Here is a 24,727-nt window from a genome sequence, read left to right on the forward strand (position 1 = left end):
ACCGGGGGCAGAACCCCGCAAAGGGTCAAAAAGGGATTGAAGTGGCCAACTTAGATGGCCGGTTGATGAGGTGGGGTGCGCCGTGCGCACCGTCAATTCCGTGCGGGTCGGCTGGTGCGCATGACACACCCGACGGCGTCTGGTCGGCTTTGCAGGATGTGGTAGAGCGAAGCGAAACCCATCAGCGATGGTTCGATGGGTATCGCTGCGCTCCACACCATCCTGCGGTCGCGACCTATTTCTTCAGCTTGGTCCACACCTTGCTGCGCAGGCTCAGGGCCTTGGGCGAGCAGAGCTTGAAGGTGCGCAGGCGGTCGAGCTTGTCCTGCGGGGTGTTGATGGCCGGGTCGTCGAACAGTTCCTTCTCCATGAACTTGTCCGAGCCTTCGATGGCGTTGTTGTACTTGGCGAAGTTGGAGGCGGCGGCGATGTTCTCCGGCAGCATCATCCAGTTGATGAAGGTGTGGGCTTCCTCGACGTTCACCGCGTCCTTGGGAATCACCAGGTTGTCGATGAAAACGTGGATGCCTTCCTTCGGGTAGACGTAGACCAGGCTGTCGCGCTGGGCATGGGCGCGGTGGAAAGCGCCGTTCCACTGCATGTGCATGGCCACTTCGCCGGCGGCCATGCGCTCGATGGTGCCGTCGCTGTTGTACATCGCCAGCAGCGGTTTCTGTGCCAGCAGCAGGTCCTGGATCTTCTTCGCGTCCTTCGGGTCCTCGGTGCACTGGTCGATGGACAGGTAATGGGAGGCGGCGATGTACAGGTCTTCGATGGAGTTCAGGGCGACCACCTTGCCTTTCAATTCGGCCGGCGGCTCGAAGAAGGGTTTCCAGCTCTCATCCAGCTTGCCGCCGGGCACCTGCTTGCTGTCGTAGCTGTAGCCGGTGGTGCCCCAGAGGTAGGGCACGCTGTAGTCGTGGCCCGGATCGAAGCCGAGGCTCTGGAAGTTGGCCTTGAGGTTCTTCAGGTTGGTCAGCTTGCTCTTGTCGAATTTCTGCAGCAGGCCGTCCTGCACCATGATCTGGATGAAGCTGTCGGACGGCACCACTACGTCGTAGGCGCCGCCGCCGGCCTTGAGCTTGGCCAGCAGGGTCTCGTTGCTGTCGTAGGCGTCCAGGGTGGCCTTGATGCCCGTGTCCTTCTCGAACTTTTTCAACAGCTCCGGCGGGTAGTAGTCCGACCAGTTGGCGAAGTGCAGGGTCCCTGCGGCCTGGGCGGAACCGGCGAGGCCGGAGGCGAGCAGTACGGCAAGCGCGAGCGGGGTACGACGGGTCATGGTCAAGCTCCTTGCTGGTCGGAAGCGGGTCAGCGCTTGCGCTGCCCGACGTAGTAGGACAATGCAACGAAAGCTATGGAAATCACCAGGATGATCGAGGAGATGGCGTTGATCTTCGGCGAAATACCCATCCTGATCGAGCTGAAGATGTACACCGGCAGGGTGGTGGCTCCCGCCCCGGCGACGAAATAGGTGATGACGAAGTCGTCCATGGAAATGATGAAGGCGAGCATTGCGCCAGACAGGATGCCGGGCATCAGCAGCGGGAAGGTCACCTTCCAGAAGGCCTTCCAGGGCGAGGCGTAGAGGTCGGCGGCGGCTTCGGCCAGGCGCGGGTCCATGCCTTCCAGGCGGGCGCGGATCGGCAGGTAGGCGAAGGGGATGCAGAACACCACGTGGGCGATGAGGATGGTGAACAGCGATAGCTTGAGCCCGATGAAGGCGAAGAACATCAGGGTGGCCACGGCTGTGACGATTTCCGGCACCAGCAATGGCAGCCCGAGTACGCCGCTCATCAGCGTCTGCCCACGGAAGGGGCGGCCGCGCATGCCCAGGGCGGCGAGGGTGGCCAGAGCGGTTGAAATCAGCGTGGCGAAGGTGGCGACGATCAGCGAGTTCTTCGCCGCGCGGACGATCTCCGGGTCGTTGGCCACCACCGAGTACCACTTCAGGCTGAAGCTTTCCCAGATGGTCGCCGACTGGCCGCCATTGAAGCTCAGCACCACCAGCACCAGGATCGGCACGTAGAGGAAGGCGAAGAACAGCCAGGCGGTCGGCCGTACCCCGGTGAAACGCCAGAGCGGGTTCTGCATGTTCATGGATGGCCTCCCCCGGCGGCCTGCTTGAAGCGCAGGCTGTAGAGCAGCATCGCCAGCAGCACGAAGCCGAGCAGGGCGAAGGACAGCGCGGCACCCAGCGGCCAGTTGTGGGATGCGCCGAACTGCAGCTGGATCAGGTTGCCGATCATCAGTGACTTACCGCCCCCGAGCAGCTCGGGAATGATGTAGTTGCCCAGCGACGGTATGAACACCAGGATCGCACCCGCGACGATCCCTGGCATGGCCAGCGGCACGATGACCCGGCGCAGGGCCTGGAAGCGGTTGGCGCCGAGGTCGAAGGCGGCTTCCACCAGGCGCCAGTCGAGTTTCTCCAGGCTGGTGTAGATGGGCAGGACCATGAACGGCAGGAAGGTGTAGAGCAGGCCGATCACCACGGCGACATCCGTGTAGAGCAGGCCCAGCGCTCCGTCGGACAGGCCAAGGACACCGAGGCCGCTGTCCACCAGGCCGCCGTTGCGTAGCAGCAGGATCCACGCATAGACGCGCACCAGCAGGTTGGTCCAGAAGGGCACCGTGACCAGGAACAGCAGCAGGTTGCGTTTGCGCTCACTCTGCAGCGCCAGGTAGAGGGCCGTGGGGAAGCCGATCAGCAGGCAGCCGAAGGTGGTCAGCACCGAAAGCCAGAAGGAACGCTGGAAGATCTGCAGGTAGTCGGTGTTGAACACCAGGCTGTCATCCAGATCGCGCTCGTAGAGGAAGTTGATGTAGGCCTCCAGCGAGTACTGGTCCCACTTCACGCCGCCGTAGTCTCCGGGCACCAGGACCGACACCAGGAACATGATCCCGAGCGGCAGCACCAGGAACACCAGCAGCGCGAGCATGGCCGGACTGGTCAGCAGCAGGCGCCGGCGCAGCTGACGGCGTTCGGCCTGGGCGCGCAGGGTGCTCATTCGACCAGCACCCGGATGGCTTCGCTGGGCACCAGGACCCGCACCTTCTCACCCGCCGAGTAGGCGTTCAGCGCGCCGTTGCGATTCTGCTGGCGCACACGAAAGCCGCTCTGCCCGGCGATGTTGAGGTGGTACACAGTGTCGGTCCCGACATACACCACGTTCTCGATCTCGCCGGTCAGGTTGCCCTGTTCATCGAGGCAGGTGCGCTCCGGGCGGATCGCCAGGGTCACGGCGCCGCGGCGGGGGCTGAAGGCGCTGAGCAACTGGCCGTCGGGCAGCAGCACGCCGCGCTCCAGGGCCTCACCTTCGAGGAAGTTGGTTTCGCCGATGAAGTCCGCCACCGTGCGGTTCAGCGGCGCTTCGTAGATTTCGGTCGGGGTGCCGACCTGGAGGATACGACCCTTGCTCATCACCGCGATGCGGTCGGACATGGTCAGGGCCTCTTCCTGGTCGTGGGTGACGAAGATGAAGGTGATGCCGGTCTCATGCTGGAGGCGCTTTAGCTCGATCTGCATCTCCTTGCGCAGCTTCTGATCCAGCGCCGAAAGGGATTCGTCCAGCAGCAGCACCTTGGGCTTGTTGGCCAGGGCACGGGCCAGGGCGATGCGCTGCTGCTGGCCGCCGGATAGCTGGTCGGCGCGGCGTTTGCCCACTTCCGGAAGCTTCACCAGTTCCAGCATGCGCTGCACCGTCTGCTCGATATCGCTGCGAGAGAGTCCGCGCATTTCCAGGCCGAAGGCGATGTTCTGCGCCACCGTCATGTGCGGGAACAGGGCGTAGCTCTGGAAAACGGTATTGACCGGCCGGCGGAAGGGCGGGAGCCCCTGCATGGGCTCGCCGTAGAGGCGGATGGCGCCGGAGCTGGGTTGCTCGAAACCGGCGATGAGCCGCAGGAGGGTGGTCTTGCCGCAGCCGGACGGGCCGAGGAGGGTGAAGAACTCGTTGGCGCGGATCTCCAGGGAAACATCGTCCAGAGCCTTCACGCCCTGCCCCGGATCACCGAACTCCATGCACACACGGTCGACGCTGATCGCGCTAGTCATGCTGATCACAAGCTCTAAGGGTTTGTTCTTATTGGGCTTTTCTTTTTCTGCTGGTGAAGCGGCCCTTGTTTGTCCCGATTCTGTCAGCAGCCTAGTAGGTGCAGAACGATAGATCAGGTCAAAAGGGGATATTTTCGGCCAAGTTGTGAACGGTGACCGAGCGGAGTCGTAGGGCTGGCTGTCGTAGGAGTGAATTCATTCGCGAAAGGACCGCGAAGCTGTCCCTGTGGGAACGTCGGACAGGCCTGCATCGCGAATGAATTCGCTCCCACAGTTCGAAGTAGTTTCCAGCGTCCGGAACTAGCGCCGATACAGGCTCGGCGACTGTCCGCTCCAGCGCTGGAAGGCATGGCGGAAGCTGGCGGTTTCGCTGTAGCCGAGCTGTTCGGCGATCAGGTAGATGGGCAGGTCGGTCTGCACCAGCAACTGGCGCGCCTTGTCGTAGCGCACTTCGTCCAGCAGGCGCTGGAAGCTGGTGTTCAACTGCTGGAGGTGGCGTCGCAGTGTGCGCTCGGAGCGGTGCAGCTGGCGCGCCACGCTGTCCAGGTCGCAGGCTTCGCGCAGATTGTCGGCCAGGTGATGGCGAATCTGGTCGAGCACGTCATGGCGGCTGTCGAGTTGGGCGTCGAGCTTCAGGCATTGTTGCAGCCCGTAGTGGTAGGTGACCGGGTCGGCCAGCGGCAAGGTCCGGTCGAGCAGCTCAGCGTCGAAGCACAGCGCATTGCGCGAGGCGCCGAACTCCACCGGGCAGCCGAGCATCTGTTCGTAGGTGGCGGCGTGCAGCGGAGGCCGGTAGGACAGGCAGACCCGCAGCGGTCGGATGCTGGTGCCGAGCAGGTCCTGCAGCACGGTGAGCAGCGAGGTCAGGCACAGCTCGCTGTTGAACACCGTCAGTTCCGGCGCGTAGCGATAACCGACCGCGACCAGGCGTGCCTCGTCGCCATCGTCTTCCAGGCTCAGCTTGAAATAGGTGCCCAGTAGCGCCGGGCGGCCGAGCGCGATGGTCAGGGCATCGCGCAGGGTGCGGCTGGCGAGCATGGTGTAGCCGAGCATGCCGTAGGCGGACACATGCATGCGCAGGCCAAGGGACAGGCCCAGGGCCGGGTCGCGGGTGTTGGCCAGGGCATTGGCGAAGACGCGCAGTTCCTGGGCGTGGGTGATCAGTTTGTCGGGGGTATCGAGGTCGCTGCAGGACACGCCGCTGCCTTCCAGGAGCAGCCTGCGGTCGGTGCCGCTGCTGGCCAGGGTCGCCACGGCCAGGGCGATGGTATGCAGGGTAGTGAGTGCGCGTTCTTCCGGTAGCAGCGAGGTGGCCATGTCCGTCCCCTTTTGTAACGCCCGCCATGCCTTCGTCCGGGCTTTAAGCTTCAATTCAGGTAGAAATCCGGTGCGCTCTGTATCCTTCGCCGCGTCCTGAATCCCTGAGTCCTGATCGATGCGTTCACTCCTGACCCCGTGGCGGCTCGTCGCCGCAGTCCTGGTCCTGCTGCTGGCGCTGCTCGGTGTCGCCGCCCAGCAGTTCCGACTCTTCGAGCGGGGCCTGTTCGTCCTGCAAGAATGGCGCCACGCCTCGGAGTGGCGGGAGCGCTCGATCTGGCTGCCGGACTATCGGGTTGCCATCGAGGCCAAACCGATCGAGGGGTTGAGCGATGATGTTTCCGCGCTGACCTACGATCCCGATCGCCACAGCCTGTTCACCGTGACCAACCAGCGCCCGGAAATCATCGAGCTGTCCTTGGATGGCCACCTGATCCGTCGCATCCCGTTGGTGGGATTCGGCGATCCGGAAGCCATCGAGTACATCAGCAAGGGCGTCTACGTGATCACTGACGAGCGCCTGCAGCGCCTCATCAAGGTGCGCGTGGATGAGAACACCACCTCCATCGATGCCGCCGACTCCCAGCAGCTTTCCCTCGGCATCGGCCTGTCCGGCAACAAGGGCTTCGAGGGGTTGGCCTACGACACGGTCGGCCAGCGCCTGTTCGTGGCCAAGGAGCGCGATCCGGTGCGGATCTACGAGATCCACGGATTCCCCCACACCAACCCGGACAAGCCCTTCGCCGTGCACGTGGTGGACGACCCCAAGCGTGACGCCCGGCTCTTTGTCCGCGATCTTTCCAGCCTGCAATACGACGATCGCAGCGGCCACTTGCTGGCGCTGTCGGATGAGTCGCGGCTGGTGCTGGAGTTGAACGCCGACGGCCGCCCCATCAGCACCCTGTCGCTGCTGCGCGGGATGCACGGCCTGCAGCGGGCGGTGCCGCAGGCCGAAGGAGTGGCCATGGACAACGATGGCAACCTTTACCTGGTCAGTGAGCCGAATCTGTTCTACGCGTTCCGCAAGCAGGCCGGCGACTGATCAGCTCTCGTCGTTGAGTGTGGCGCCGGGGGCGTTGTTCTTCACGGAGTCGATGCCCGCGCTGGCGCTGGCGGCGCTGGCATACATCTGGCTCTGGCCGATGACCTGCCCGTTGGTGGCCTTGAGCACGAAATAGAACTTGCCGTTGCTGGCGGTCTTGCTTTCGAAGGCGCCGTCGCGAGCGGCGTTCTTGCGCACCGATTCGATGCCGTTCAAGGCGGAATCCTTGGCCTTGTACAGTTCGCTGGTGAGGATGGTCTCGCCGTTGCCGGCGTTCAGGTTGAAGTGGAACTGGCCATCGTTGGCCTTCTTCAGGTGGAATTTCCCGGCCATGGGGCACCTCCTAGTTCGTGGCAGTGGACGGCGCGCAGCGGCGCCGTAGCCATCAAATCTAGACGGTTTGGCCGGGAAGTCGCGTCAGAGCTCGATGCTCTTCACGCCGTCCTTGGTGCCGAGCAGCAGCAGGTCGGCCGGGCGCTGGGCGAACAGGCCGTTGGTGACCACGCCGACGATGTTGTTGATCTGCTCTTCGAGCTTCGCCGGGCTGTCGATCTGCAGGTTGTACACGTCGAGGATGATGTTGCCGTTGTCGGTCAGCACGCCTTCACGGTAGACCGGGTCGCCGCCCAGCTTCACCAGTTGACGGGCCACGTGGCTGCGGGCCATGGGGATGACTTCCACCGGCAGCGGGAAGGTGCCGAGGATGGGCACCAGCTTGCTCTCGTCGGCGATGCAGATGAAGGTCTTGGCCACCGCAGCGACGATCTTCTCGCGGGTCAGGGCCGCACCGCCGCCCTTGATCAGTTCGAGGCGCTCGTTGCTCTCGTCGGCGCCGTCGACATAGAACTCGAGGTCGCTGACGCTGTTCAGGTCGTACACCGGGATGCCGTGGCCCTTCAGGCGCTGGGCGGTGGCTTCGGAGCTGGCCACGGCGCCGTCGAACGCCATCTTGTGCCGGGCCAGCAGGTCGATGAAGAAGTTGGCGGTGGAGCCGGTGCCGACGCCGATGATGCTCTTGTCATCGAGCTTGGGGAGGATGAAGTCGATGGCGGCCTGGGCGACGGCCTGCTTGAGCTGGTCCTGGGTCATGCTGGGGTGGTCCGATTGGAGGAGTGTCGAGGGCGCGGATTATAGCCGCTAAACCCCGCAAACCATGTGGTCGCCCGACGAATCCCTGCGGTAGACTCGGTCCTCCCGTGAAATGCCCGCCAGTGAAGCCGCGATGCTCGAAGAATACGTGAAGAAGACCCTGACCTCGCGCGTCTACGACGTCGCCGTGGAAACCCCGCTGCAGCCCGCCCGCCAGCTCACCGAGCGCCTGGGCAATCAGATCCTCCTCAAGCGCGAGGACCTGCAGCCGGTCTATTCCTTCAAGATCCGCGGCGCTTACAACAAGATCGCCCAGCTCTCGCGTGAAGAGCTGGCGCGTGGCGTGGTCACCGCCTCCGCTGGCAACCATGCCCAGGGCGTGGCCCTGGCGGCCCGCGAGCTCGGCGTGAAGGCGACCATCGTGATGCCGCGCACCACCCCCGAGCTGAAGGTGCAGGGCGTGCGCGCCCGCGGCGGCAAGGTGGTGCTGCACGGCGATGCCTTCCCCGAAGCCCTGGCCCACTCGCTGAAGCTGGTGGAAGAAAAGGGCTATGTCTACATCCACCCCTACGATGACCCGGAAGTGATTGCCGGCCAGGGCACCGTGGCGATGGAAATCCTCCGCCAGCATCCGGGGCGCCTCGATGCCATCTTCGTCCCGGTGGGCGGCGGTGGGTTGGTGGCGGGCATCGCCGCCTTCGTCAAATACCTGCGCCCCGAAGTGAAGGTGATCGGCGTCGAGCCGGACGATTCCAACTGCCTGCAGGCCGCCATGGCCGTCGGCGAGCGTGTGGTGCTGGGGCAGGTCGGGCTGTTCGCCGACGGCGTCGCCGTGGCGCAGGTCGGCCAGCACACCTTCGACATCTGCAGGCAGCATGTGGATGAGGTGATCACCGTCAGCACCGACGAAATCTGCGCGGCGATCAAGGACATCTACGACGACACCCGCTCCATCACCGAGCCCGCCGGCGCCCTTGCCGTGGCCGGGATCAAGAAGTACGTGGAGCGCGACGGCGTGCGCGACCAGACCCTGGTGGCCATCGACTCCGGCGCCAACATCAACTTCGACCGCCTGCGCCACGTCGCCGAGCGCGCCGAACTGGGCGAGAAGCGCGAAGCCATCATCGCCGTGACCATTCCCGAGCGTCCCGGCAGCTTCAAGGCCTTCTGCGAAGCCATCGGCAAGCGTCAGATCACCGAGTTCAACTACCGCTACAACACTGACGCCGAAGCGCACATCTTCGTTGGCGTGCAGACCCATCCGGAAACCGACCCGCGCGCGGCCCTGGTGGAGAACCTGCGCGGCCAGGGTTTCCCGGTGCTGGACCTGACCGACAACGAACTGGCCAAGCTGCACATCCGCCACATGGTCGGCGGCCACGCCGTGCGCATCAGTGACGAGCTGGTGTTCCGCTTCGAATTCCCCGAGCGTCCCGGTGCGCTGTTCAACTTCCTCAACAAGCTGGGCGGGCGCTGGAACATCACCATGTTCCATTATCGCAACCACGGCGCCGCCGATGGTCGCGTGGTCGCTGGCCTGCAGGTGCCGGCCGAGGAACGTCCCCTGGTGCACGCCGCCCTCGACGAGATCGGCTATCCCTACTGGGATGAGAGCGAAAACCCCGCCTACAGGCTCTTCCTCGGCTGAGGACGCGCAGGCGCGCCGGACCGGGCGGCTGCTAGGCTTTCTCGCAGCCGCATTCGCTGACAAGGACCTGTTCCATGGAAAACTACCTGCTGTTTCGCATCCTCCACGGCCTGGCCACCCTGCTGTTCTTCGGCGGGCTGGTGGGGCTGGCCTGGTACGGCTGGCGCAACTTCCGTTCCGGAGACGCCGCCCTGATCGGTCCGAGCCTGCGGCGCATCCTGCTGATCGGCGTGCCGCTGCTGATTCTCGTGGCCGTCTCCCTGCCGGTCAGCGGCTGGTGGATGGTCGACCTCGCCGGTTTGCCGCTGGGCCAGACCTGGCTCTTGGGGGGCGCCATTCTCTACCTGTTCGGCTGCATCGCCTGGTTGCTGCTGTTCGGTCGCGTTGCGCGCCTGCGGGAGCAGGCCCTGGCCGAGGGCGGACCGGCCTCGGCGCCGGTGCAGCGCAGTCTCAAGTTCGGCGCCGCCTATGGCCTTGTTGGCCTCTTGCTGTTCCTTTCCGTGCTGGCGCTGATGCTGGCCAAACCGCTCTGATGCGGCGCCAGCGTCCGGCATGACCCTCTATTTCCTGCTCAAGACCATCCACGGGCTGCTTGCCGCGGTGCTGCTCGGGGCGGTGCTGGTTGGGCTGTTCTTCGCCTATCGGGCGTGGAAAGGCGGCGACCTCCAGCAGATAGCGCTCACCTTTTCCTCGCTGGTGAGGCTGGATCTCTGGTTCATCGCCAGCTCCGCCGCGCTGCTGCCGCTGACCGGCCTGGCCCTGGCCAAGGTGGGGGGCTGGCCCGTGAGGCAGCTCTGGTTGCTGTGGAGCGCCGGGCTTTATCTGCTGGCGGCGCTTTGCTGGCTGCCGCTGTTCTGGCTGCAGGTGCGCATTCGCAACCGCGCACGCAAGGCCCTGCGGGACAACCAGCCGCTCGGGCCGCAGATTACCGCTCATCTGGCATGGCGCGTTCGCCTGGCGGTGTTCGTGCTGGGCGTGCTGGTGGCGGTTTATGCCCTGATGGTGATCAAGCCGCTCTGACCTGGTCGGCGGGTGTGCATGGCGCAGCCTGCCGCCTGCACTAGCGCAGGGAGATTACTGGCCAGCCACGCTGTTCCGCCTCGGCGCGCAGTTTCGGGTCCGGATCCACCGCCACCGGACGGGTCACCTGCTCCAGCAGGGGGAGGTCGTTCAGCGAATCGCTATAGAAGGTACTGTCGCCGAGGTCCAGACCGGTTTCGTCGAGCCAGCGCGCCAGTCGCGTCACCTTGCCCTCGCGGAAGCAGGGGATGTCGGTGGTGCGGCCGGTGTAGCGGCCATCGGCCATTTCGCATTCGGTGGCCAGCAGGGTTTCGACGCCCAGGCGCTTGGCGATGGGCGCTGCGACGAAACGGTTGGTGGCGGTGATGATCAGCAGCCTGTCGCCGGCGGCGCGGTGCTCGGCCAGCAGGGCCTCGGCGCGGGGCAGGATGATGGGTTCGATGCAGTCGCGCATGAACTCGCGGTGCCACTGATCCAATTGCACCATCTCGGTGCGACCGAGTATTTCCAGGCTGAAGTTGAGGTAATCCTGGATGTTCAGGCGGCCGGCCAGGTAGTCCTGGTAGAACTCATCGTTACGTGCCTTGTAGGCAATCCCGTCGAGAATCCCGCGTTCGCACAGGTAGTCGCCCCAGGCATGGTCGCTGTCGCCGGCCAGCAGGGTGTTGTCGAGGTCGAAAAGAGCCAAACGCACGTCGTTTTTCCTTGCATCGAGGCTTCGAAGGGCGGCCAGAATAGCCGCTTTGGGTGGACCTGCCCATCGCGCGGAATGCTCGCATTGCTGCGTTTACGGCCTTTATGGAACAATGCCGGAACATGCGTTTGCGAGGTTGAGTGCCGTGATCGATTCCGATGGTTTTCGCCCGAATGTCGGCATCATTCTCGCCAATGATGTCGGGCAGGTGCTTTGGGCGCGGCGTATCAATCAGGATGCCTGGCAATTTCCGCAAGGCGGGATCAATCCACGGGAGACACCCGAAGAGGCGCTTTTCCGGGAGTTGAACGAAGAAGTTGGCCTGGAAGAGCAGGATGTGAAGATTCTTGCCTGCACCCGCGGCTGGTTGCGCTATCGTCTGCCCCAGCGGCTTGTGCGAACCAACAGTCAACCGTTGTGCATCGGCCAGAAACAGAAGTGGTTCCTGCTGCGCTTGCAGTCGGACGAGAACAAGGTACGGATGGACCTGACCGGCAAGCCCGAGTTCGATGGCTGGCGCTGGGTCAGTTACTGGTACCCGTTGGGTCAGGTGGTGACCTTCAAGCGTGAAGTCTACCGTCGTGCCCTCAAGGAACTAGCACCGCGCCTGCTGGCGCAAGACTGACCCGGAGAAAGGCTGACTAGCCATGCTCAACACGCTGCGCAAGATCGTCCAGGAAGTGAACGCCGCCAAGGATCTGAAAGCGGCGTTGGCGATCATCGTGCAGCGGGTCAAGGAGGCCATGGGCAGCCAGGTCTGCTCGGTCTACCTGCTGGACCCGGAATCCAACCGCTTCGTGCTCATGGCCACCGAGGGCCTGAACAAGCGCTCCATCGGCAAGGTCAGCATGGCACCCAACGAAGGCCTCGTCGGCCTGGTAGGTACCCGCGAGGAGCCGCTGAACCTCGAGCACGCCGCCGATCACCCCCGTTATCGCTACTTCGCCGAAACCGGTGAAGAACGTTTCGCCTCCTTCCTTGGCGCCCCGATCATCCACCACCGTCGGGTGATGGGCGTTCTGGTGGTGCAGCAAAAGGAGCGCCGCCAGTTCGACGAGGGCGAAGAAGCCTTCCTCGTCACCATGAGTGCGCAGCTCGCCGGCGTTATCGCCCATGCCGAGGCAACCGGCTCCATTCGCGGCCTTGGTCGTCAGGGCAAGGGCACCCAGGAAGCCAAGTTCGTCGGCGTACCGGGCGCCCCCGGCGCGGCCGTGGGCAAGGCGGTCGTGGTGCTGCCGCCGGCCGACCTGGAAGTGGTGCCCGATCGCGCGGTGGATGACATCGAAGCCGAGGTCGAGCGCTTCAAGCAAGCCCTGGAAGCGGTGCGCGAAGACATGCGCCGCCTCTCCAGCAAGCTGGAAACCCAGCTGCGCCCCGAAGAGCGTGCACTCTTCGACGTCTACCTGATGATGCTCGACGACGCCTCCATCGGCCTGGAGGTCAAGCGCGTGATCCGCACCGGCCAGTGGGCCCAGGGCGCGCTGCGCCAGGTGGTGATGGAGCACGTGACCCGTTTCGAGCTGATGGACGACGCCTACCTGCGTGAGCGTGCCTCGGACGTCAAGGACCTTGGTCGCCGCCTCCTCGCCTACCTGCAGGAAGAGCGCAAGCAGAACCTGGTCTACCAGGAGAACACCATCCTGGTCAGCGAGGAGCTGTCCCCGGCGATGCTCGGCGAAGTGCCTGAAGGCAAGCTGGTGGGCCTGGTGTCGGTCCTGGGTTCGGGCAACTCCCACGTCGCCATTCTCGCCCGCGCCATGGGTATTCCCACCGTGATGGGCGTGGTCGACCTGCCGTATTCCAAGGTCGACGGCATCGAGCTGATCGTCGATGGCTACCACGGCGAAGTCTTCACCAATCCGTCGCCCGAGCTGCGCAAGCAATACAGCGAGGTAGTGGAAGAGGAGCGCCAGCTGGTCAAGGGCCTGGACGCGCTGCGCAGCCTGCCCTGCGAAACCCTGGACGGCTATCGCATGCCGCTCTGGGTGAACACCGGCCTGCTCGCCGACGTGACCCGCGCCCAGGAGCGCGGCGCCGAGGGTGTTGGCCTGTATCGCACCGAAGTGCCGTTCATGATCAACGAGCGCTTCCCCAGCGAAAAGGAGCAGCTCGCCATCTACCGCGAGCAGCTTGCCGCATTCCATCCGCTGCCGGTGACCATGCGCACCCTGGATATCGGCGGTGACAAGGCGCTTTCCTACTTCCCGATCAAGGAAAGCAACCCTTTCCTCGGCTGGCGCGGCATCCGCGTCACCCTCGACCACCCGGAGATCTTCCTGGTCCAGGTGCGCGCCATGCTCAAGGCCAGTGAGGGTCTGGACAACCTGCGCATCCTGCTGCCGATGATTTCCGGAACCCACGAGCTGGAAGAGGCGCTGCACCTGATTCATCGTGCCTGGGGCGAAGTGCGCGACGAGGGCGTCGACATCCCCATGCCGCCGGTCGGGGTAATGATCGAGATACCCGCAGCCGTCTACCAGACTCGCGAATTGTCGCGCCAGGTGGACTTCCTCTCGGTGGGCTCCAACGACCTCACCCAGTATCTGCTCGCGGTGGATCGCAACAACCCGCGCGTGGCCGATCTCTACGATTACCTGCATCCGGCGGTGCTGCAGGCCCTGAAGAAGGTGGTGGACGACGCCCACTCGGAAGGCAAGCCGGTGAGCATCTGCGGCGAGATGGCGGGCGATCCGGCCGCTGCCGTGCTGCTGCTGGCGATGGGCTTCGACAGCCTGTCGATGAACGCCACCAACCTGCCGAAGGTGAAGTGGCTGCTGCGCCAGGTCACCATGACCAAAGCCAAGGAGCTGCTGGAGCAACTGCTGGCCATCGACAACCCGCAGGTCATCCACAGCTCGCTGCATCTCGCCTTGCGCAACCTGGGGCTCGGCCGGGTCATCAATCCGGCGGCGACCATCCAGGCCTGAGGCCGGGGGCAAGTGTTCGTGACGCCCGGGCAACTGCCAGGGCGTGGAGGTCCCAGCCGGGTCGCCGACCCGTAGGAAGCTTATGGACAAGCTCGAGCCCCTCGACCACTGCTATGGCACCACCCTCGAAGAGATCGAGCGCACCCTGCGCTACGCCCTGGATATTGTCAGCGACGGCATCTGGGACTGGAATATCCGCACCAATCACGTCAAGCGCAGCCCCGGCTGGTACTCCATGCTCGGCCATCCGCCGGACAGCCTGCCGGAAGACGTGGACACCTGGCGATCGGTGATCCACCCCGGTGACTTCGAGCGGGTGATGCGCAACTTCCAGGCTTATCTGGATGGCGAAAGCCTGATCTACGCCGAGGACTACCGCTGCCGTTGCCGGGACGGCAGCTATCTCTGGATCAGCGATCACGGCCGCTTCGTCGAGTTCGACGAGGCCGGCAAGCCAACGCGGATGATCGGCGCCCATCGCAATATCCACCGGCGCAAGATGGCTGCGCTGGCATTGCAGCGCAAGAACGATGAGCTGCTGGCCCTCAATCGCAAGCTGGAGGGGCTGGTGGAGGCGCGTACCGAGGCGCTGCGCCAGGCCAACGAGGCACTGGCCCGCCAGGTGGAAGCGGCCATGCGACTCAGCGAGACCGATCCGCTGACGCAGATCTCCAATCGCCGGCACTTCGAGCGCAGCCTCCACGGCGAATGGCAGCGCTTCCAGCGTCACGGGCATGTCACCGCGCTGCTGATGTTCGATCTGGATCACTTCAAACGCATCAACGACAACCACGGCCACCAGATCGGTGACCGCGCCCTCGTGGCTGTCAGCCGTACCGTGCGCGCGGCGCTGCGGGATGAGGACTGCTTCGCCCGCTGGGGTGGCGAGGAGTTCATCGCCCTGCTGCCCGAAACCGACCAGGGTGCGGCGCTGCTCCTCGCGGAACGCCTGCGGCTGTTGGTCAGCCAGGCCGATCCGAGCCTGCCGCTGGGGCTGACCGCCAGCTTCTCGGTGGCGGCGATGCAGGCCGGCGAGGGGATCGAATCCTTGCTCAAACGCCTGGATGATGGGCTTTACCGTGCCAAGCAGCAGCGCAATTGCATCGTGGGCTGTTAAGTGGGTTGCTGAAATGAAAAAGCCCGCCGATTGGCGGGCTTTTTCGTGGGTGGGTGTCAGGCTTCGAAGATGATCCGGCCGTCCACCAGGGTGTAGCGCACCTTGCCCGGCAGGCAGTGGCCGATGAAGGGGCAGTTGTCGCCTTTGGACTTCCAGGTTTCACCGGCCAGGGTGGAGGCTTGCGGGTCGAACAGCACCACGTCTGCCGGAGCGCCAACCGCCAGCCGGCCAGCGGGCAGGCGCAGGGCGCGAGCCGGGCCGACGGTGAGGCGGGCGAGCAGGGTGGGGAGGTCGAGCAGACCGTCCTGCACCAGGGTCATGGCCAGCGGCAGCAGCAGTTCCACGCCGCTCATGCCCGGCTCGGTGGCGCCGAAGGGGGCCAGCTTGGCATCCGGCTCGTGGGGCTGGTGGTGGCTGGAAATGGCGTTGATCACGCCACTTTTCACCGCTTCGCGCAGGGCGTCTCGGTCGGCGCGGGTGCGCAGTGGCGGTTGCACGTGGTAGAGGCTGGAGAAGTCGATCAGCGCCTCGTCGGTGAGAATCAGCTGGTACATGGCCACATCGGCGGTCACCGGCAGGCCGCGGGCCTGTGCCTGGGCGATCATCTCGGCGCCGCGGGCGCTGGTGATCTGGCTGAAGTGGGCGCGCACGCCGCTCTGTTCGACCAGCAGCAGGTCACGGGCCAGTGCCACGGTTTCGGCGGATTCCGGGATGCCGGCCAGGCCGAGGAAGCTGGCGGTGGGGCCTTCATGGGCCAGGCCGCCTTCGGCCAGGGATGCGTCCTGGGAATGGAAGATCACGGTCAGGTCGAAGGTGGCCGCGTATTCCAGGGCGCGGCGCTGCACGCGGTTGCTGGCGAAGCTCGCCAGGCCGTTGCCGAAGGCCACGCAACCCACGTCGCGCAGGGCCACCAGCTCGGACAGTTGCTCGCCGGCCAGGCCCTTGGTCAGGGCGCCGATGGGGAAGACCTTGGCGTGGCCGGCTTCCTGGGCGCGGTCGAGGATCATCTCGGCCACGGCAGGGGTGTCCAGTACCGGGCGGGTCAGGGGCGGGCAGCAGAGGCTGGTGACGCCGCCGCTGACGGCGGCCAGGGTCTCGCTGGCGATATTGCCCTTGCGGCTGTAGCCGGGCTCGCGCAGGGCGACGGACAGGTCCACCAGGCCGGGTGCGGCCACCAGGCCCTTGGCGTCGACGGTCTTGTCCGCTTCGAAACCGGCGGGGGCCTTGCCGATGGCGGCGACCTTGCCGCTGTCGAGGAAGAGGTCGGCGACCTGGTCGTGGCCGCTGGCCGGGTCGATCAGGCGGGCGCCGAGGATATGGGTACGCATCAGTTCAGCTCCTCGGCTTCCTGGTTCAGTTGGCGCTGCGCGGTCTGGCCACTCATGGCCATGGAGAGCACCGCCATGCGCACGGCGATGCCGTAGGTGACCTGGTTGAGGATCACCGAGTGGCTGCCGTCCGCCACCGCGGATTCGATTTCCACGCCACGGTTGATCGGGCCCGGATGCATGACGATGGCATCCGGCTTGGCCAGCGCCAGGCGCTGGGTGCTCAGGCCGTAGAGCTTGTAGAACTCGCCCTCGCTGGGCAGCAGGCCGCCCTGCATGCGTTCGCGCTGCAGGCGCAGCATGATCACCACGTCGACATCTTTCAGGCCTTCGGCGAGGTCGGTGTAGACCTTCACGCCGTACTGCTCGACGCCCACCGGGATCAGGGTCTTCGGCCCGATCACGCGGATGTCCCGGCAGCCCAGGGTGCGCAGCGCGAGCATGTCCGAGCGGGCTACGCGCGAGTGCAGGATGTCGCCGACTATGGCGACGGAGAGGTTCTCGAAGCTGCCCTTGTGGCGGCGGATGGTGAGCATGTCGAGCATGCCCTGGGTCGGGTGCGCGTGGCGGCCGTCACCACCGTTGATGATGGCGACGTCCGGGCACACGTGCTCGGCGATGAAGTGGGCGGCGCCGGAGTCGGCGTGGCGCACCACGAACATGTCCGCGGCCATGGCCTCCAGGTTGCGCAGGGTGTCGAACAGCGTCTCGCCCTTGCTGGTGGAGGAGGTGGACACGTTGAGCGTGATGACGTCGGCGGACAGGCGCTGAGCCGCCAGCTCGAAGGTGGTGCGGGTGCGGGTGGAGTTCTCGAAGAACACGTTGCACACCGTCTTGCCGCGCAGGAGCGGGACTTTCTTCACCGCGCGGGCGCCGACTTCGAGGAAGGAGTCGGCGGTGTCGAGGAGTTCCGTCAGCAACTCGCGGGGCAGACCGTCGAGCGAGAGGAAGTGGCGCAGCTGGCCCTGGTCGTTGAGCTGCAGCGGGCGCTTGGCGTCTGTCGGCATGGGGCAGGCCCTGAAAGGTTACGAGAAATCGGTAGGTCAGGCGGGTGAAGCGAGATCCTGGCGCTCGAGGGCGAGCGGCGCGGGGCCGAGCAATTTTACCCGTTCAGTGGCACCCAGGGACAGGGTTGCACCGACCACGTCCGGGCGAACCGGCAGCTCGCGGGCGTTGAGATCGAGCAGGCAGACCAGGGTCACGCTGGCCGGGCGACCATAGTCGAAGAGCTCATTGAGGGCGGCACGCACGGTACGCCCGCTCATCAGCACGTCGTCGATCAGCACCAGGTGCTGGCCTTCGATCTCGAAGGGCAGATCGGAAGGGCGCACTTGCGGATGCAGGCCACTCTGGGTGAAGTCGTCGCGATAGAAGGATACGTCCAGGGTGCCCATGGGGCCCTTTTCGCCCAGCTGCTCCAGCAAGGCCTGGGCGACCCACACTCCGCCGGTACGGATGCCGATGTAGCGCGGTTCGTCGATGTTGCGGGCCTTCAGGTGGGCTTGCAGGTCGCTGGCCATCCTCGGCAGCAGTTCGGCGGGATTGGGCAGGGTCATCGGCGGTCCTCGCGTTCTGGAATCAGGAAGTTGCGGAATTCTCGGCCAGCCAGCCTTCCAGCAGCAGCGCGGCGGCCAGGGCGTCCACCGGACGGTCGCGGTAGCCGTCGCGCTGGCCCTGGGCCAGGCGGTGGCCCTTCGCTTCGAAGGTGGTCAGGCGTTCGTCGTGGGTGAATACCGGGAGATTGAAGCGGCCATTCAGGCGCCGGGCGAACTTTTCCGCGCGGGCGCTCATGTCGCTGGGCGTGCCGTCCATGTTCAGCGGAAGGCCGACGACCATTGCATCGGGCTGCCATTCGCGGACCAGGGCTTCGACCTGTTGCCAGTCGGGCACGCCGTTCTGCGCTTTCAGCACTTTCAGCTCGCGGGCCTGGCCGGTGACCGCCTGGCCGACGGCAACGCCGATCTGTTTGGTGCCGTAGTCGAAGCCGAGCAACAGGCGCAGGGGCTTGGGCTCGGCCATCAGGCGTGCCCGGCCTGGGCAGTGAGCAGGCTGAGGTTTACGCCCAGGCGTGCGGCCGCCGCCGAAAGGCGCTGCTCGGATGGGGTGTCGAAGAGGATGGACAGGTCCGCCGGGCAGGTCAGCCAGGCGTTGTCGCTGAGTTCGGCTTCCAGTTGGCCTGCGTCCCAGCCGGCGTAGCCGAGGGCCACCAGACTCTTCTGCGGACCACCACCGTCGGCGATCGCGAAGAGCACGTCCTGGGAGGTGGAGAGGGCAAGTTCGCCCAGTTCCAGGGTGGCCTGGAAGCTGTGGCCGGTGGGGTGCAGGACGAAGCCGCGGTCGGTCTGTACCGGGCCGCCGGAGTAGATGGGCAGGCCCTGGCAGCGTGCCGGCGGAGTGATTTCCGGGCGCAGTTGTTCGAGTACGTCGCTCAGGCTCAGGCCGTTCGGGCGGTTGATCACCAGGCCCATGGCGCCCTGCTCGTTGTGCTCCACCAGGTAGGTGACGGTCTGGGCGAAGTTCGGATCGGCCATGTGCGGCATGGCGATCAGAAAATGATGCTTGAGGTAGCTCGGTGCGCTTTTCATGTCGGTTAGTTTCAGGCTTAAGACGGCAGGCTTCAAGCGAAAAGGCTGCGGCACGAACTCACACCGCGCCGTGACTCTGCCTGAAGCCTAGAGCCAATCTCGTCCTGCTGCTTTCAATTGCTCGACAGGCGGTCGCCGCGCTCGAAACGCCAGGTGCGGATGATTTCCAGGCGGTCGATATCCGCCAGGTCACCGGTGAAGGGAGCGAAGGGGGCGGCAAGGCGCACGATGCGCATGGCGCCCTGGTCCAGCACCGGCTGGCCGGAGGATTCCAGCACCTGCACCTCGTACAGGGTGCCGTCGCGATTGATCGACACCAGCAGCCGCAGGTTGCCGTAGATGCGCTGGCGACGAGCTTCATCCGGGTAGTTGAGGTTGCCGATGCGCTCGATCTTCTTGCGCCACTCCTCCTTGTACCAGGCGCCCTTGTCGCGCATGGTCGACGCGGCGTTCAGGCGGTGGATGCGCGGGCGCTTGGCGTAGAGCTGGCGCTCCTTGTCCAGTTCCGCCTCGAGGCTGGCGATTTCGGCGGAGAGCTGCGAGCTGTCGAAGGACGGCGCCGGAGTGGCCTCGGGCTGGGGCTTGGTCTGCTCGCGCTTGACCGTGGTCTTCTGCTGCTGCGGGCTCTTGGTGGCCACGGCAGCCTTGGGCGCTTCCTTCTTCGGGGCCTGGGGCGGCGCGGCAGGGGGCGTGGTCTTGCGGATTTCCTTGTCCTGGAACGGCGCCTGCTCGGTGGTCTTGGGTGTGGCCTTGTGATCCAGGGTGCCGCTGCCCAGCTGGTTGGCCTGGGCGAGGAAGTCGGCCTTCTTCGGCTTCTCCTCGCTCTTGAACGTAGCGAGGGTGATTTCCAGGGTCTTGCTGATCTGCTGCGGGTCGCCGATGGTGAAGCCGACGCCAAGGATCAGCGCCACGTGCAGCACCGCGGCGAGGAACAGGGTAAAGCCCAGCCGATCCGCCGGGCGAACACCGGCGGACAGTTGGGAGGAGGTATTCACGGCTGCGTTCATCGCCAGTCAGCTTGCTTCAGATAGCGGCGAAGTCTGCCGAGCGTCCGCATAAAAGTCTATGAAGCACTCCGCGCCTCGAGCTTGCGGGCGATCGCATCCATGAGACGTTCACCGATGCGCGTGTCATAGGCCTTGTCGATCTCGCGGATGCAGGTGGGGCTGGTGACGTTGATTTCGGTGAGGTGATCGCCGATCACGTCCAGGCCGACGAACAGCAGGCCTTTCTCCCGCAGGGTCGGGCCGACTGCGGCGGCGATTTCACGGTCTCGCTCAGTCAGTGGGCGCGCCTCGCCACGACCACCGGCGGCCAGGTTGCCACGAGTCTCGCCGGCAGCCGGGATGCGCGCCAGGCAGTAGGGGACCGGCTCGCCGTCGATCATCAGGATGCGCTTGTCACCGTCCTTGATCGCCGGCAGGTAGCCTTGCGCCATGATCTGCTGGCTGCCATGGGCGGTGAGGGTCTCGAGGATCACCGAGAGGTTCGGGTCGCCGGCGCGGTGGCGGAAGATCGAGGAACCGCCCATGCCGTCCAGGGGTTTGAGAATGATGTCACGCTGTTCTTCGGCAAACTCGCGCAGAATGTCCGCTCGTCGGCTGACCACGGTTGGCGGCGTGTAGTCGGGGAACAGAGTGGCGAAGAACTTCTCGTTGCAGTCGCGTAGGCTCTGCGGGCGGTTAACCACCAGCACGCCGGCCCGTTCGGCTTGTTCCAGCAGGTAGGTGGAGTAGACGAACTCGTTGTCGAAGGGCGGGTCCTTGCGCATCAGGATCACGTCCAGCTCGGCCAGCGGGGTATCGGCCTCCGCCTCCAGTTCGAACCAGTGTCCGGGGTCGAGGAACACCTTCAGGGGGCGCATGCGCGCGCGAGCTTCACCGTTTTTCTGGTATAGGTCCTGCTGTTCCATGTAGAACAACGACCAGCCGCGCTCCTGGGCGGCCAGCAGCATGGCCAGGGAGCTGTCCTTCTTGAAGGAGATTTGCGCAATGGGGTCCATGACGATCCCGAGGCGAACGCTCATGGGGGGTCTCCGCAACAGGTTTCAAGGGGCGCGCCAAAGCTGGCGGGCCGGTTGGATAAGGCGCTCAGGGTGGCGCCGGCATTGATTGCGGTCAAGGAAAAAACCTTCCCCCGAAAGGGAAGAATCGCAGATGCAGAGGCCGTGTAGCTTGCGTCTGGAGACTGTGCTAAAAAGGCCCGACGATTGGGTAGCAGCCCGTCGGTTGCAGGGCCTCAGGCACATATATAAAGCAGAATAACGACTCACCGAGGCGATGGTAGGGCGAACATGGAACAGCATTCCGAGGGTTTGAAGGTCATGGTGATCGACGATTCGAAAACGATTCGTCGTACAGCCGAGACTCTGCTCAAGAAAGTGGGGTGCGAGGTCATCACCGCGGTTGATGGTTTCGATGCCCTGGCCAAGATCGCCGATTCCCACCCGAACATCATCTTCGTCGACATCATGATGCCGCGCCTGGACGGGTATCAGACCTGCGCCCTGATCAAGAACAACAGTGCTTTCAAGTCCACCCCGGTGATCATGCTGTCCTCCAAGGACGGCCTGTTCGACAAGGCCAAGGGTCGCATCGTCGGTTCCGATCAGTACCTCACCAAGCCCTTCAGCAAGGAAGAGCTGCTCGGCGCGATCAAGACTCACGTCCCCGATTTCACCCCGGTGGAGCAAGCCTCCTGAAGTCCGGCCTGAAGGCCGGTGAAGCCTTTCCGTATGGGGAACACCATGGCTCGTATTCTGATTGTTGATGACTCGCCGACCGAGATGTACAAGCTGACTGCCATGCTCGAGAAGCATGGCCACCAGGTACTCAAGGCGGAGAATGGCGCCGATGGCGTGGCCCTGGCCCGCCAGGAAAAACCGGACGCTGTCCTGATGGACATCGTGATGCCGGGCCTCAATGGCTTCCAGGCGACCCGTCAACTGACCAAGGACGCTGACACCAGTCACATTCCGGTGATCATCGTCACCACCAAGGATCAGGAAACCGATAAGGTCTGGGGCAAGCGCCAGGGCGCGCGTGACTACCTGACCAAGCCGATCGAAGAAGACACGCTGATCAAGACCCTGAATACGGTACTGGCCGGCTGATTGCCGTGCCGGTCCCCGAAACATAACTATTAGAAACAGGCCAAGGCCGGTCGCCATGTCGGATTCGCAGACTCCCTTCCAGCTCCTCTTCGAGATCGACCAGCGCTGTCGCGCGCTGGCGGCCGGCCTGCCTGCGCAGCAACAGGTGGTGCAGAGCTGGAGCGGCATCGGTTTTCGCATGGGCGAGCGCTTGTTCGTGGCGCCCATGGGCGAGGTCAGCGAAGTGCTGCACGAGCCGCGCCACACCACGCTTCCCGGGGTGAAAACCTGGGTCAAGGGCGTTTCCAACGTCCGTGGCCGCCTGCTACCGGTCATGGACCTGTGCGGTTTCTTCGGCAGTGAGCTTTCGCCGCTGCGCAAGCAGCGCCGGGTCCTGGTGGTGGACCATCAGGAGATCTTCGCCGGGCTGATCGTCGACGAAGTCTTCGGCATGCAGCATTTCCTGGTGGACTCCTTCAGCGAGACGCTTCCTCCGCTGGAGGCCAGCATCCAGCCGTTCATTCACGGCGTATTCCATCGCGAGCAGCCCTGGCTGGTATTCAGCCCGCACGCGCTCGCGCAGCATCAGGCGTTCCTCGAGGTGGCTGTCTAGATTCGACGCGGGGCGCCTGGCGCTCCGTACCGGCCACCGGGGCAGAGTCTCCGGGGCCAAGGCTTCAAGGTTGGGCCGGCTTTGCCGGCCCTTTGGCGTTACATGGGAATAAGTGGTTGGTCCAGGCGGGGGCCCGATAATGAAAAGACTGAACGCAGGCAATCTGTTCTCCGGGGTGCGCAGCACGTCGCTGATCGCCGGACTCTTCGTGGTCCTGATCGTCGCCATCGTGCTGCTGTTCGCGAACTTCGCGTACCTCAACACCCAGGCGAACTACGACAAGGAATACATCAGCCACGCCGGTGAACTCCGCGTGCTGTCCCAGCGTATCGCCAAGAACTCCAGTGAAGCCGCGGCGGGCAAGGCCGAAGCCTTCGCCTTGCTGAAGGACGCGCGCAACGACTTCGAGAAGCGCTGGAACTTCCTGCAACAGGGCGACGCCTCCACCGGCCTGCCTGCCGCACCCGTTGCCGTGAAGGGCGAGATGGATGTGGTGCAGAAGGACTGGGAGAGCCTGCGCAAGAACGCCGACGCCATCCTGGCCAGCGAGCAGACCGTACTTTCCCTGCACCAGGTAGCCGCCACCCTGGCCGAAACCATTCCGCAGCTCCAGGTCGAGTACGAGGAAGTCGTGGACATTCTCCTCGAAAGCGGTGCTCCCGCCAGCCAGGTTTCCGTGGCCCAGCGCCAGTCGCTGCTGGCCGAACGTATCCTCGGCTCGGTGAACAAGGTACTGGCCGGTGACGATGACTCGGTCCAGGCCGCCGACATGTTCGGCCGCGACGCCAGCCTGTTCGGCCGCGTACTGAACGCGATGATCGAAGGCAACGCGGCGATGGAGATCTCCAAGGTCACCAACACCGAGGCCCTCGAGCGCCTGCAGGAGATTTCCGAGCTCTTCGAATTCGTATCCGGCTCCGTGGACGAGATTCTCGAAACCTCGCCCGAACTCTTCCAGGTCCGTGAATCCGCCAACACCATCTTCACCGGCTCCCAGACCCTGCTGGACAAGGCTTCCGCCCTGACCACCGGCTTCGAGAACCTGGCCAATGGCCGTGGCATGAACACCTTCGCCGGCTATGTGCTGGGCGTGTTCGCCCTGGGCTCGATCATCCTCATCGGCCTGGTGATGGTACAGAGCACCCGCAACCGACTAGCCGAGACCGCCGCGAAGAACGAGCGTAACCAGGCCGCGATTCTGCGACTGCTCGACGAAATCGCCGACCTCGCCGACGGCGACCTGACGGTAGCCGCGACCGTGACCGAGGACTTCACCGGTGCGATCGCCGACTCCATCAACTACTCCATCGACCAGCTCCGCGAGCTGGTGGAAACCATCAACCTGACCGCCGTGCAGGTGGCCGCCGCCGCCCAGGAAACCCAGGCCACCGCCATGCACCTGGCCGAGGCTTCCGAGCACCAGGCCCAGGAAATCGCCGGCGCCTCCGCCGCGATCAACGAAATGGCCGTGTCCATTGACCAGGTATCGGCGAACGCCTCCGAGTCCTCGGCGGTAGCGGAACGTTCCGTAGCCATCGCCAACAAGGGCAACGAAGTGGTGCACAACACCATCACCGGCATGGACAACATCCGTGAGCAGATCCAGGACACCTCGAAGCGGATCAAGCGCCTCGGTGAATCGTCCCAGGAGATCGGTGACATCGTGAGCCTGATCAACGACATTGCCGACCAGACCAACATCCTCGCCCTTAACGCCGCGATCCAGGCGTCCATGGCGGGCGACGCGGGCCGCGGCTTCGCCGTGGTAGCGGACGAAGTACAGCGCCTCGCGGAACGTTCCTCCGCCGCGACCAAGCAGATCGAGGCGCTGGTGAAGACCATTCAGACCGACACCAACGAAGCGGTCATCTCCATGGAGCAGACCACTTCCGAAGTGGTCCGCGGTGCCCGCCTGGCCCAGGACGCCGGTGTGGCCCTGGAAGAGATCGAGAAGGTATCCAAGACGCTCGCGGCACTCATCCAGAACATTTCCAACGCCGCTCGTCAGCAAGCGTCCTCTGCGGGCCATATCTCCAACACCATGAACGTGATCCAGGAGATCACCTCGCAGACCTCCGCCGGTACCACCGCCACCGCGAAGAGCATCGGCAACCTGGCGAAGATGGCGAGCGAGATGCGCAAGTCGGTTTCCGGCTTCAAGCTGCCGGAAGCCCAGGACATAGCCTGAGCAGGGGAGGCGCC

The 24,727-nt window shown here is 64.7% G+C and carries 26 protein-coding genes; 11 read left to right on the top strand and 15 right to left on the bottom strand.

Translation table 11 applies throughout. The features are described from left to right. Positions 1–235: 235 nt before the first annotated feature. From FXN65_RS01530 to FXN65_RS01550, 5 genes are all read right to left on the bottom strand, one after another. Positions 236–1,279, bottom strand: a complete 1,044-nt coding sequence (locus FXN65_RS01530) for an ABC transporter substrate-binding protein (protein WP_151131333.1) — start codon at positions 1,277–1,279, stop codon at positions 236–238. A 29-nt stretch (positions 1,280–1,308) separates the two neighbouring features. Next, entirely contained in the window at positions 1,309–2,097 is a 789-nt protein-coding gene (locus tag FXN65_RS01535; protein WP_151131334.1) for an ABC transporter permease, read from the bottom strand. Beyond that, positions 2,094–3,008, bottom strand: a complete 915-nt coding sequence (locus FXN65_RS01540) for an ABC transporter permease (RefSeq protein ID WP_151131335.1) — start codon at positions 3,006–3,008, stop codon at positions 2,094–2,096. The genes FXN65_RS01535 and FXN65_RS01540 overlap by 4 nt, the downstream gene beginning before the upstream one ends. After that, positions 3,005–4,054, bottom strand: a complete 1,050-nt coding sequence (locus FXN65_RS01545) for an ABC transporter ATP-binding protein (protein WP_151131336.1) — start codon at positions 4,052–4,054, stop codon at positions 3,005–3,007. Before FXN65_RS01545 ends, FXN65_RS01540 begins: the two co-directional genes overlap by 4 nt. 300 nt (positions 4,055–4,354) lie before the next feature. Next, positions 4,355–5,371 carry an AraC family transcriptional regulator gene (locus FXN65_RS01550; protein ID WP_151131337.1) on the bottom strand — a complete coding sequence of 339 codons (1,017 nt, stop codon included), beginning with the start codon at positions 5,369–5,371 and terminating at the stop codon, positions 4,355–4,357. A 118-nt stretch (positions 5,372–5,489) separates the two neighbouring features. On the opposite strand from FXN65_RS01550, the gene FXN65_RS01555 reads away from it, so the two are divergent. After that, positions 5,490–6,413, top strand: coding sequence for an SdiA-regulated domain-containing protein (locus FXN65_RS01555; RefSeq protein ID WP_151131338.1), 924 nt, complete (start codon positions 5,490–5,492; stop codon positions 6,411–6,413). Here FXN65_RS01555 and FXN65_RS01560 read toward each other — a convergent pair whose 3' ends face one another. Then, a complete protein-coding gene (locus tag FXN65_RS01560; RefSeq protein WP_151131339.1) occupies positions 6,414–6,746 on the bottom strand; it encodes a YegP family protein in 333 nt (110 codons plus the stop codon). An 84-nt stretch (positions 6,747–6,830) separates the two neighbouring features. After that, positions 6,831–7,502 carry a ribose-5-phosphate isomerase RpiA gene (gene rpiA, locus FXN65_RS01565; RefSeq protein WP_151131340.1) on the bottom strand — a complete coding sequence of 224 codons (672 nt, stop codon included), beginning with the start codon at positions 7,500–7,502 and terminating at the stop codon, positions 6,831–6,833. A 133-nt stretch (positions 7,503–7,635) separates the two neighbouring features. Here rpiA and ilvA point away from each other — a divergent pair, with 133 nt between their 5' ends. From ilvA to FXN65_RS01580, 3 genes are all read left to right on the top strand, one after another. Next, entirely contained in the window at positions 7,636–9,150 is a 1,515-nt protein-coding gene (gene ilvA, locus FXN65_RS01570) for a threonine ammonia-lyase, biosynthetic (protein WP_244620704.1), read from the top strand. 74 nt (positions 9,151–9,224) lie between these two features. Continuing rightward, positions 9,225–9,683, top strand: coding sequence for a DUF2269 family protein (locus tag FXN65_RS01575; RefSeq protein ID WP_151131342.1), 459 nt, complete (start codon positions 9,225–9,227; stop codon positions 9,681–9,683). A gap of 19 nt (positions 9,684–9,702) precedes the next feature. After that, the gene (locus tag FXN65_RS01580; protein ID WP_151131343.1) at positions 9,703–10,170 is read left to right on the top strand and encodes a DUF2269 domain-containing protein; all 468 of its coding nucleotides are present in this window, start codon (positions 9,703–9,705) and stop codon (positions 10,168–10,170) included. Positions 10,171–10,210: 40 nt separating this feature from the next. On the opposite strand, the gene FXN65_RS01585 is transcribed toward FXN65_RS01580, so the two are convergent. Next, positions 10,211–10,864: a histidinol-phosphatase gene (locus FXN65_RS01585; protein ID WP_151131344.1), complete on the bottom strand. Its 654-nt coding sequence runs from the start codon at positions 10,862–10,864 to the stop codon at positions 10,211–10,213. Positions 10,865–11,009: 145 nt separating this feature from the next. On the opposite strand from FXN65_RS01585, the gene FXN65_RS01590 reads away from it, so the two are divergent. From FXN65_RS01590 to FXN65_RS01600, 3 genes are all read left to right on the top strand, one after another. Further along, positions 11,010–11,489: an RNA pyrophosphohydrolase gene (locus tag FXN65_RS01590; RefSeq protein WP_028629542.1), complete on the top strand. Its 480-nt coding sequence runs from the start codon at positions 11,010–11,012 to the stop codon at positions 11,487–11,489. 22 nt (positions 11,490–11,511) lie between these two features. Then, on the top strand, positions 11,512–13,791 hold the full coding sequence (gene ptsP / locus FXN65_RS01595) for a phosphoenolpyruvate--protein phosphotransferase (RefSeq protein WP_151131345.1): 2,280 nt from the start codon (positions 11,512–11,514) through the stop codon (positions 13,789–13,791). An 82-nt stretch (positions 13,792–13,873) separates the two neighbouring features. Next, complete coding sequence (locus FXN65_RS01600) at positions 13,874–14,908, top strand: sensor domain-containing diguanylate cyclase (protein ID WP_151131346.1); 1,035 nt, start codon at positions 13,874–13,876, stop codon at positions 14,906–14,908. A gap of 56 nt (positions 14,909–14,964) precedes the next feature. Here FXN65_RS01600 and FXN65_RS01605 read toward each other — a convergent pair whose 3' ends face one another. The 7 genes from FXN65_RS01605 to gshB all read right to left on the bottom strand — a co-directional run bounded on the left by FXN65_RS01605 (position 14,965) and on the right by gshB (position 20,847). Further along, on the bottom strand, positions 14,965–16,236 hold the full coding sequence (locus FXN65_RS01605; RefSeq protein ID WP_151131347.1) for a dihydroorotase: 1,272 nt from the start codon (positions 16,234–16,236) through the stop codon (positions 14,965–14,967). After that, positions 16,236–17,243 (bottom strand): aspartate carbamoyltransferase catalytic subunit, encoded by a 1,008-nt coding sequence (locus FXN65_RS01610; RefSeq protein ID WP_151131348.1) that lies wholly within the window; start codon positions 17,241–17,243, stop codon positions 16,236–16,238. The genes FXN65_RS01605 and FXN65_RS01610 overlap by 1 nt, the downstream gene beginning before the upstream one ends. Before the next feature lie 36 nt (positions 17,244–17,279). Beyond that, positions 17,280–17,792 carry a bifunctional pyr operon transcriptional regulator/uracil phosphoribosyltransferase PyrR gene (gene pyrR, locus FXN65_RS01615; RefSeq protein ID WP_151131349.1) on the bottom strand — a complete coding sequence of 171 codons (513 nt, stop codon included), beginning with the start codon at positions 17,790–17,792 and terminating at the stop codon, positions 17,280–17,282. Positions 17,793–17,814: 22 nt separating this feature from the next. Continuing rightward, entirely contained in the window at positions 17,815–18,255 is a 441-nt protein-coding gene (gene ruvX / locus FXN65_RS01620; protein ID WP_151131350.1) for a Holliday junction resolvase RuvX, read from the bottom strand. After that, entirely contained in the window at positions 18,255–18,821 is a 567-nt protein-coding gene (locus tag FXN65_RS01625; RefSeq protein WP_151131351.1) for a YqgE/AlgH family protein, read from the bottom strand. Before FXN65_RS01625 ends, ruvX begins: the two co-directional genes overlap by 1 nt. Before the next feature lie 113 nt (positions 18,822–18,934). Next, positions 18,935–19,828, bottom strand: coding sequence for an energy transducer TonB (locus FXN65_RS01630; protein ID WP_151131352.1), 894 nt, complete (start codon positions 19,826–19,828; stop codon positions 18,935–18,937). Between the two features lie 56 nt (positions 19,829–19,884). After that, positions 19,885–20,847, bottom strand: coding sequence for a glutathione synthase (gene gshB, locus FXN65_RS01635; RefSeq protein ID WP_151131353.1), 963 nt, complete (start codon positions 20,845–20,847; stop codon positions 19,885–19,887). A 267-nt stretch (positions 20,848–21,114) separates the two neighbouring features. Between gshB and pilG the strand changes: the two genes are divergently transcribed. From pilG to FXN65_RS01655, 4 genes are all read left to right on the top strand, one after another. Further along, positions 21,115–21,522: a twitching motility response regulator PilG gene (gene pilG, locus FXN65_RS01640; RefSeq protein WP_003455569.1), complete on the top strand. Its 408-nt coding sequence runs from the start codon at positions 21,115–21,117 to the stop codon at positions 21,520–21,522. A gap of 45 nt (positions 21,523–21,567) precedes the next feature. Then, positions 21,568–21,933, top strand: a complete 366-nt coding sequence (pilH, locus tag FXN65_RS01645; RefSeq protein ID WP_151131354.1) for a twitching motility response regulator PilH — start codon at positions 21,568–21,570, stop codon at positions 21,931–21,933. A 55-nt stretch (positions 21,934–21,988) separates the two neighbouring features. After that, complete coding sequence (locus FXN65_RS01650) at positions 21,989–22,525, top strand: chemotaxis protein CheW (protein WP_151131355.1); 537 nt, start codon at positions 21,989–21,991, stop codon at positions 22,523–22,525. Between the two features lie 139 nt (positions 22,526–22,664). Beyond that, positions 22,665–24,713 (top strand): methyl-accepting chemotaxis protein, encoded by a 2,049-nt coding sequence (locus FXN65_RS01655; protein WP_151131356.1) that lies wholly within the window; start codon positions 22,665–22,667, stop codon positions 24,711–24,713. Positions 24,714–24,727: the final 14 nt, after the last annotated feature.

The sequence above is a fragment of the Pseudomonas lalkuanensis genome, from assembly GCF_008807375.1.
Lineage (GTDB): Bacteria > Pseudomonadota > Gammaproteobacteria > Pseudomonadales > Pseudomonadaceae > Metapseudomonas > Metapseudomonas lalkuanensis.

Bases quoted from the DNA above. Each gene is read 5' to 3' on its own strand.
- FXN65_RS01530 (WP_151131333.1), bottom strand. From the start codon at position 1,279: ATGACCCGTCGTACCCCGCTCGCGCTTGCCGTACTGCTCGCCTCCGGC.
- FXN65_RS01535 (WP_151131334.1), bottom strand. From the start codon at position 2,097: ATGAACATGCAGAACCCGCTCTGGCGTTTCACCGGGGTACGGCCGACC.
- FXN65_RS01540 (WP_151131335.1), bottom strand. From the start codon at position 3,008: ATGAGCACCCTGCGCGCCCAGGCCGAACGCCGTCAGCTGCGCCGGCGC.
- FXN65_RS01545 (WP_151131336.1), bottom strand. From the start codon at position 4,054: ATGACTAGCGCGATCAGCGTCGACCGTGTGTGCATGGAGTTCGGTGAT.
- FXN65_RS01550 (WP_151131337.1), bottom strand. From the start codon at position 5,371: ATGGCCACCTCGCTGCTACCGGAAGAACGCGCACTCACTACCCTGCAT.
- FXN65_RS01555 (WP_151131338.1), top strand. From the start codon at position 5,490: ATGCGTTCACTCCTGACCCCGTGGCGGCTCGTCGCCGCAGTCCTGGTC.
- FXN65_RS01560 (WP_151131339.1), bottom strand. From the start codon at position 6,746: ATGGCCGGGAAATTCCACCTGAAGAAGGCCAACGATGGCCAGTTCCAC.
- rpiA (WP_151131340.1), bottom strand. From the start codon at position 7,502: ATGACCCAGGACCAGCTCAAGCAGGCCGTCGCCCAGGCCGCCATCGAC.
- ilvA (WP_244620704.1), top strand. From the start codon at position 7,636: ATGCTCGAAGAATACGTGAAGAAGACCCTGACCTCGCGCGTCTACGAC.
- FXN65_RS01575 (WP_151131342.1), top strand. From the start codon at position 9,225: ATGGAAAACTACCTGCTGTTTCGCATCCTCCACGGCCTGGCCACCCTG.
- FXN65_RS01580 (WP_151131343.1), top strand. From the start codon at position 9,703: ATGACCCTCTATTTCCTGCTCAAGACCATCCACGGGCTGCTTGCCGCG.
- ptsP (WP_151131345.1), top strand. From the start codon at position 11,512: ATGCTCAACACGCTGCGCAAGATCGTCCAGGAAGTGAACGCCGCCAAG.
- FXN65_RS01600 (WP_151131346.1), top strand. From the start codon at position 13,874: ATGGACAAGCTCGAGCCCCTCGACCACTGCTATGGCACCACCCTCGAA.
- FXN65_RS01605 (WP_151131347.1), bottom strand. From the start codon at position 16,236: ATGCGTACCCATATCCTCGGCGCCCGCCTGATCGACCCGGCCAGCGGC.
- FXN65_RS01610 (WP_151131348.1), bottom strand. From the start codon at position 17,243: ATGCCGACAGACGCCAAGCGCCCGCTGCAGCTCAACGACCAGGGCCAG.
- pyrR (WP_151131349.1), bottom strand. From the start codon at position 17,792: ATGACCCTGCCCAATCCCGCCGAACTGCTGCCGAGGATGGCCAGCGAC.
- ruvX (WP_151131350.1), bottom strand. From the start codon at position 18,255: ATGGCCGAGCCCAAGCCCCTGCGCCTGTTGCTCGGCTTCGACTACGGC.
- FXN65_RS01625 (WP_151131351.1), bottom strand. From the start codon at position 18,821: ATGAAAAGCGCACCGAGCTACCTCAAGCATCATTTTCTGATCGCCATG.
- FXN65_RS01630 (WP_151131352.1), bottom strand. From the start codon at position 19,828: ATGAACGCAGCCGTGAATACCTCCTCCCAACTGTCCGCCGGTGTTCGC.
- gshB (WP_151131353.1), bottom strand. From the start codon at position 20,847: ATGAGCGTTCGCCTCGGGATCGTCATGGACCCCATTGCGCAAATCTCC.
- pilG (WP_003455569.1), top strand. From the start codon at position 21,115: ATGGAACAGCATTCCGAGGGTTTGAAGGTCATGGTGATCGACGATTCG.
- pilH (WP_151131354.1), top strand. From the start codon at position 21,568: ATGGCTCGTATTCTGATTGTTGATGACTCGCCGACCGAGATGTACAAG.
- FXN65_RS01650 (WP_151131355.1), top strand. From the start codon at position 21,989: ATGTCGGATTCGCAGACTCCCTTCCAGCTCCTCTTCGAGATCGACCAG.
- FXN65_RS01655 (WP_151131356.1), top strand. From the start codon at position 22,665: ATGAAAAGACTGAACGCAGGCAATCTGTTCTCCGGGGTGCGCAGCACG.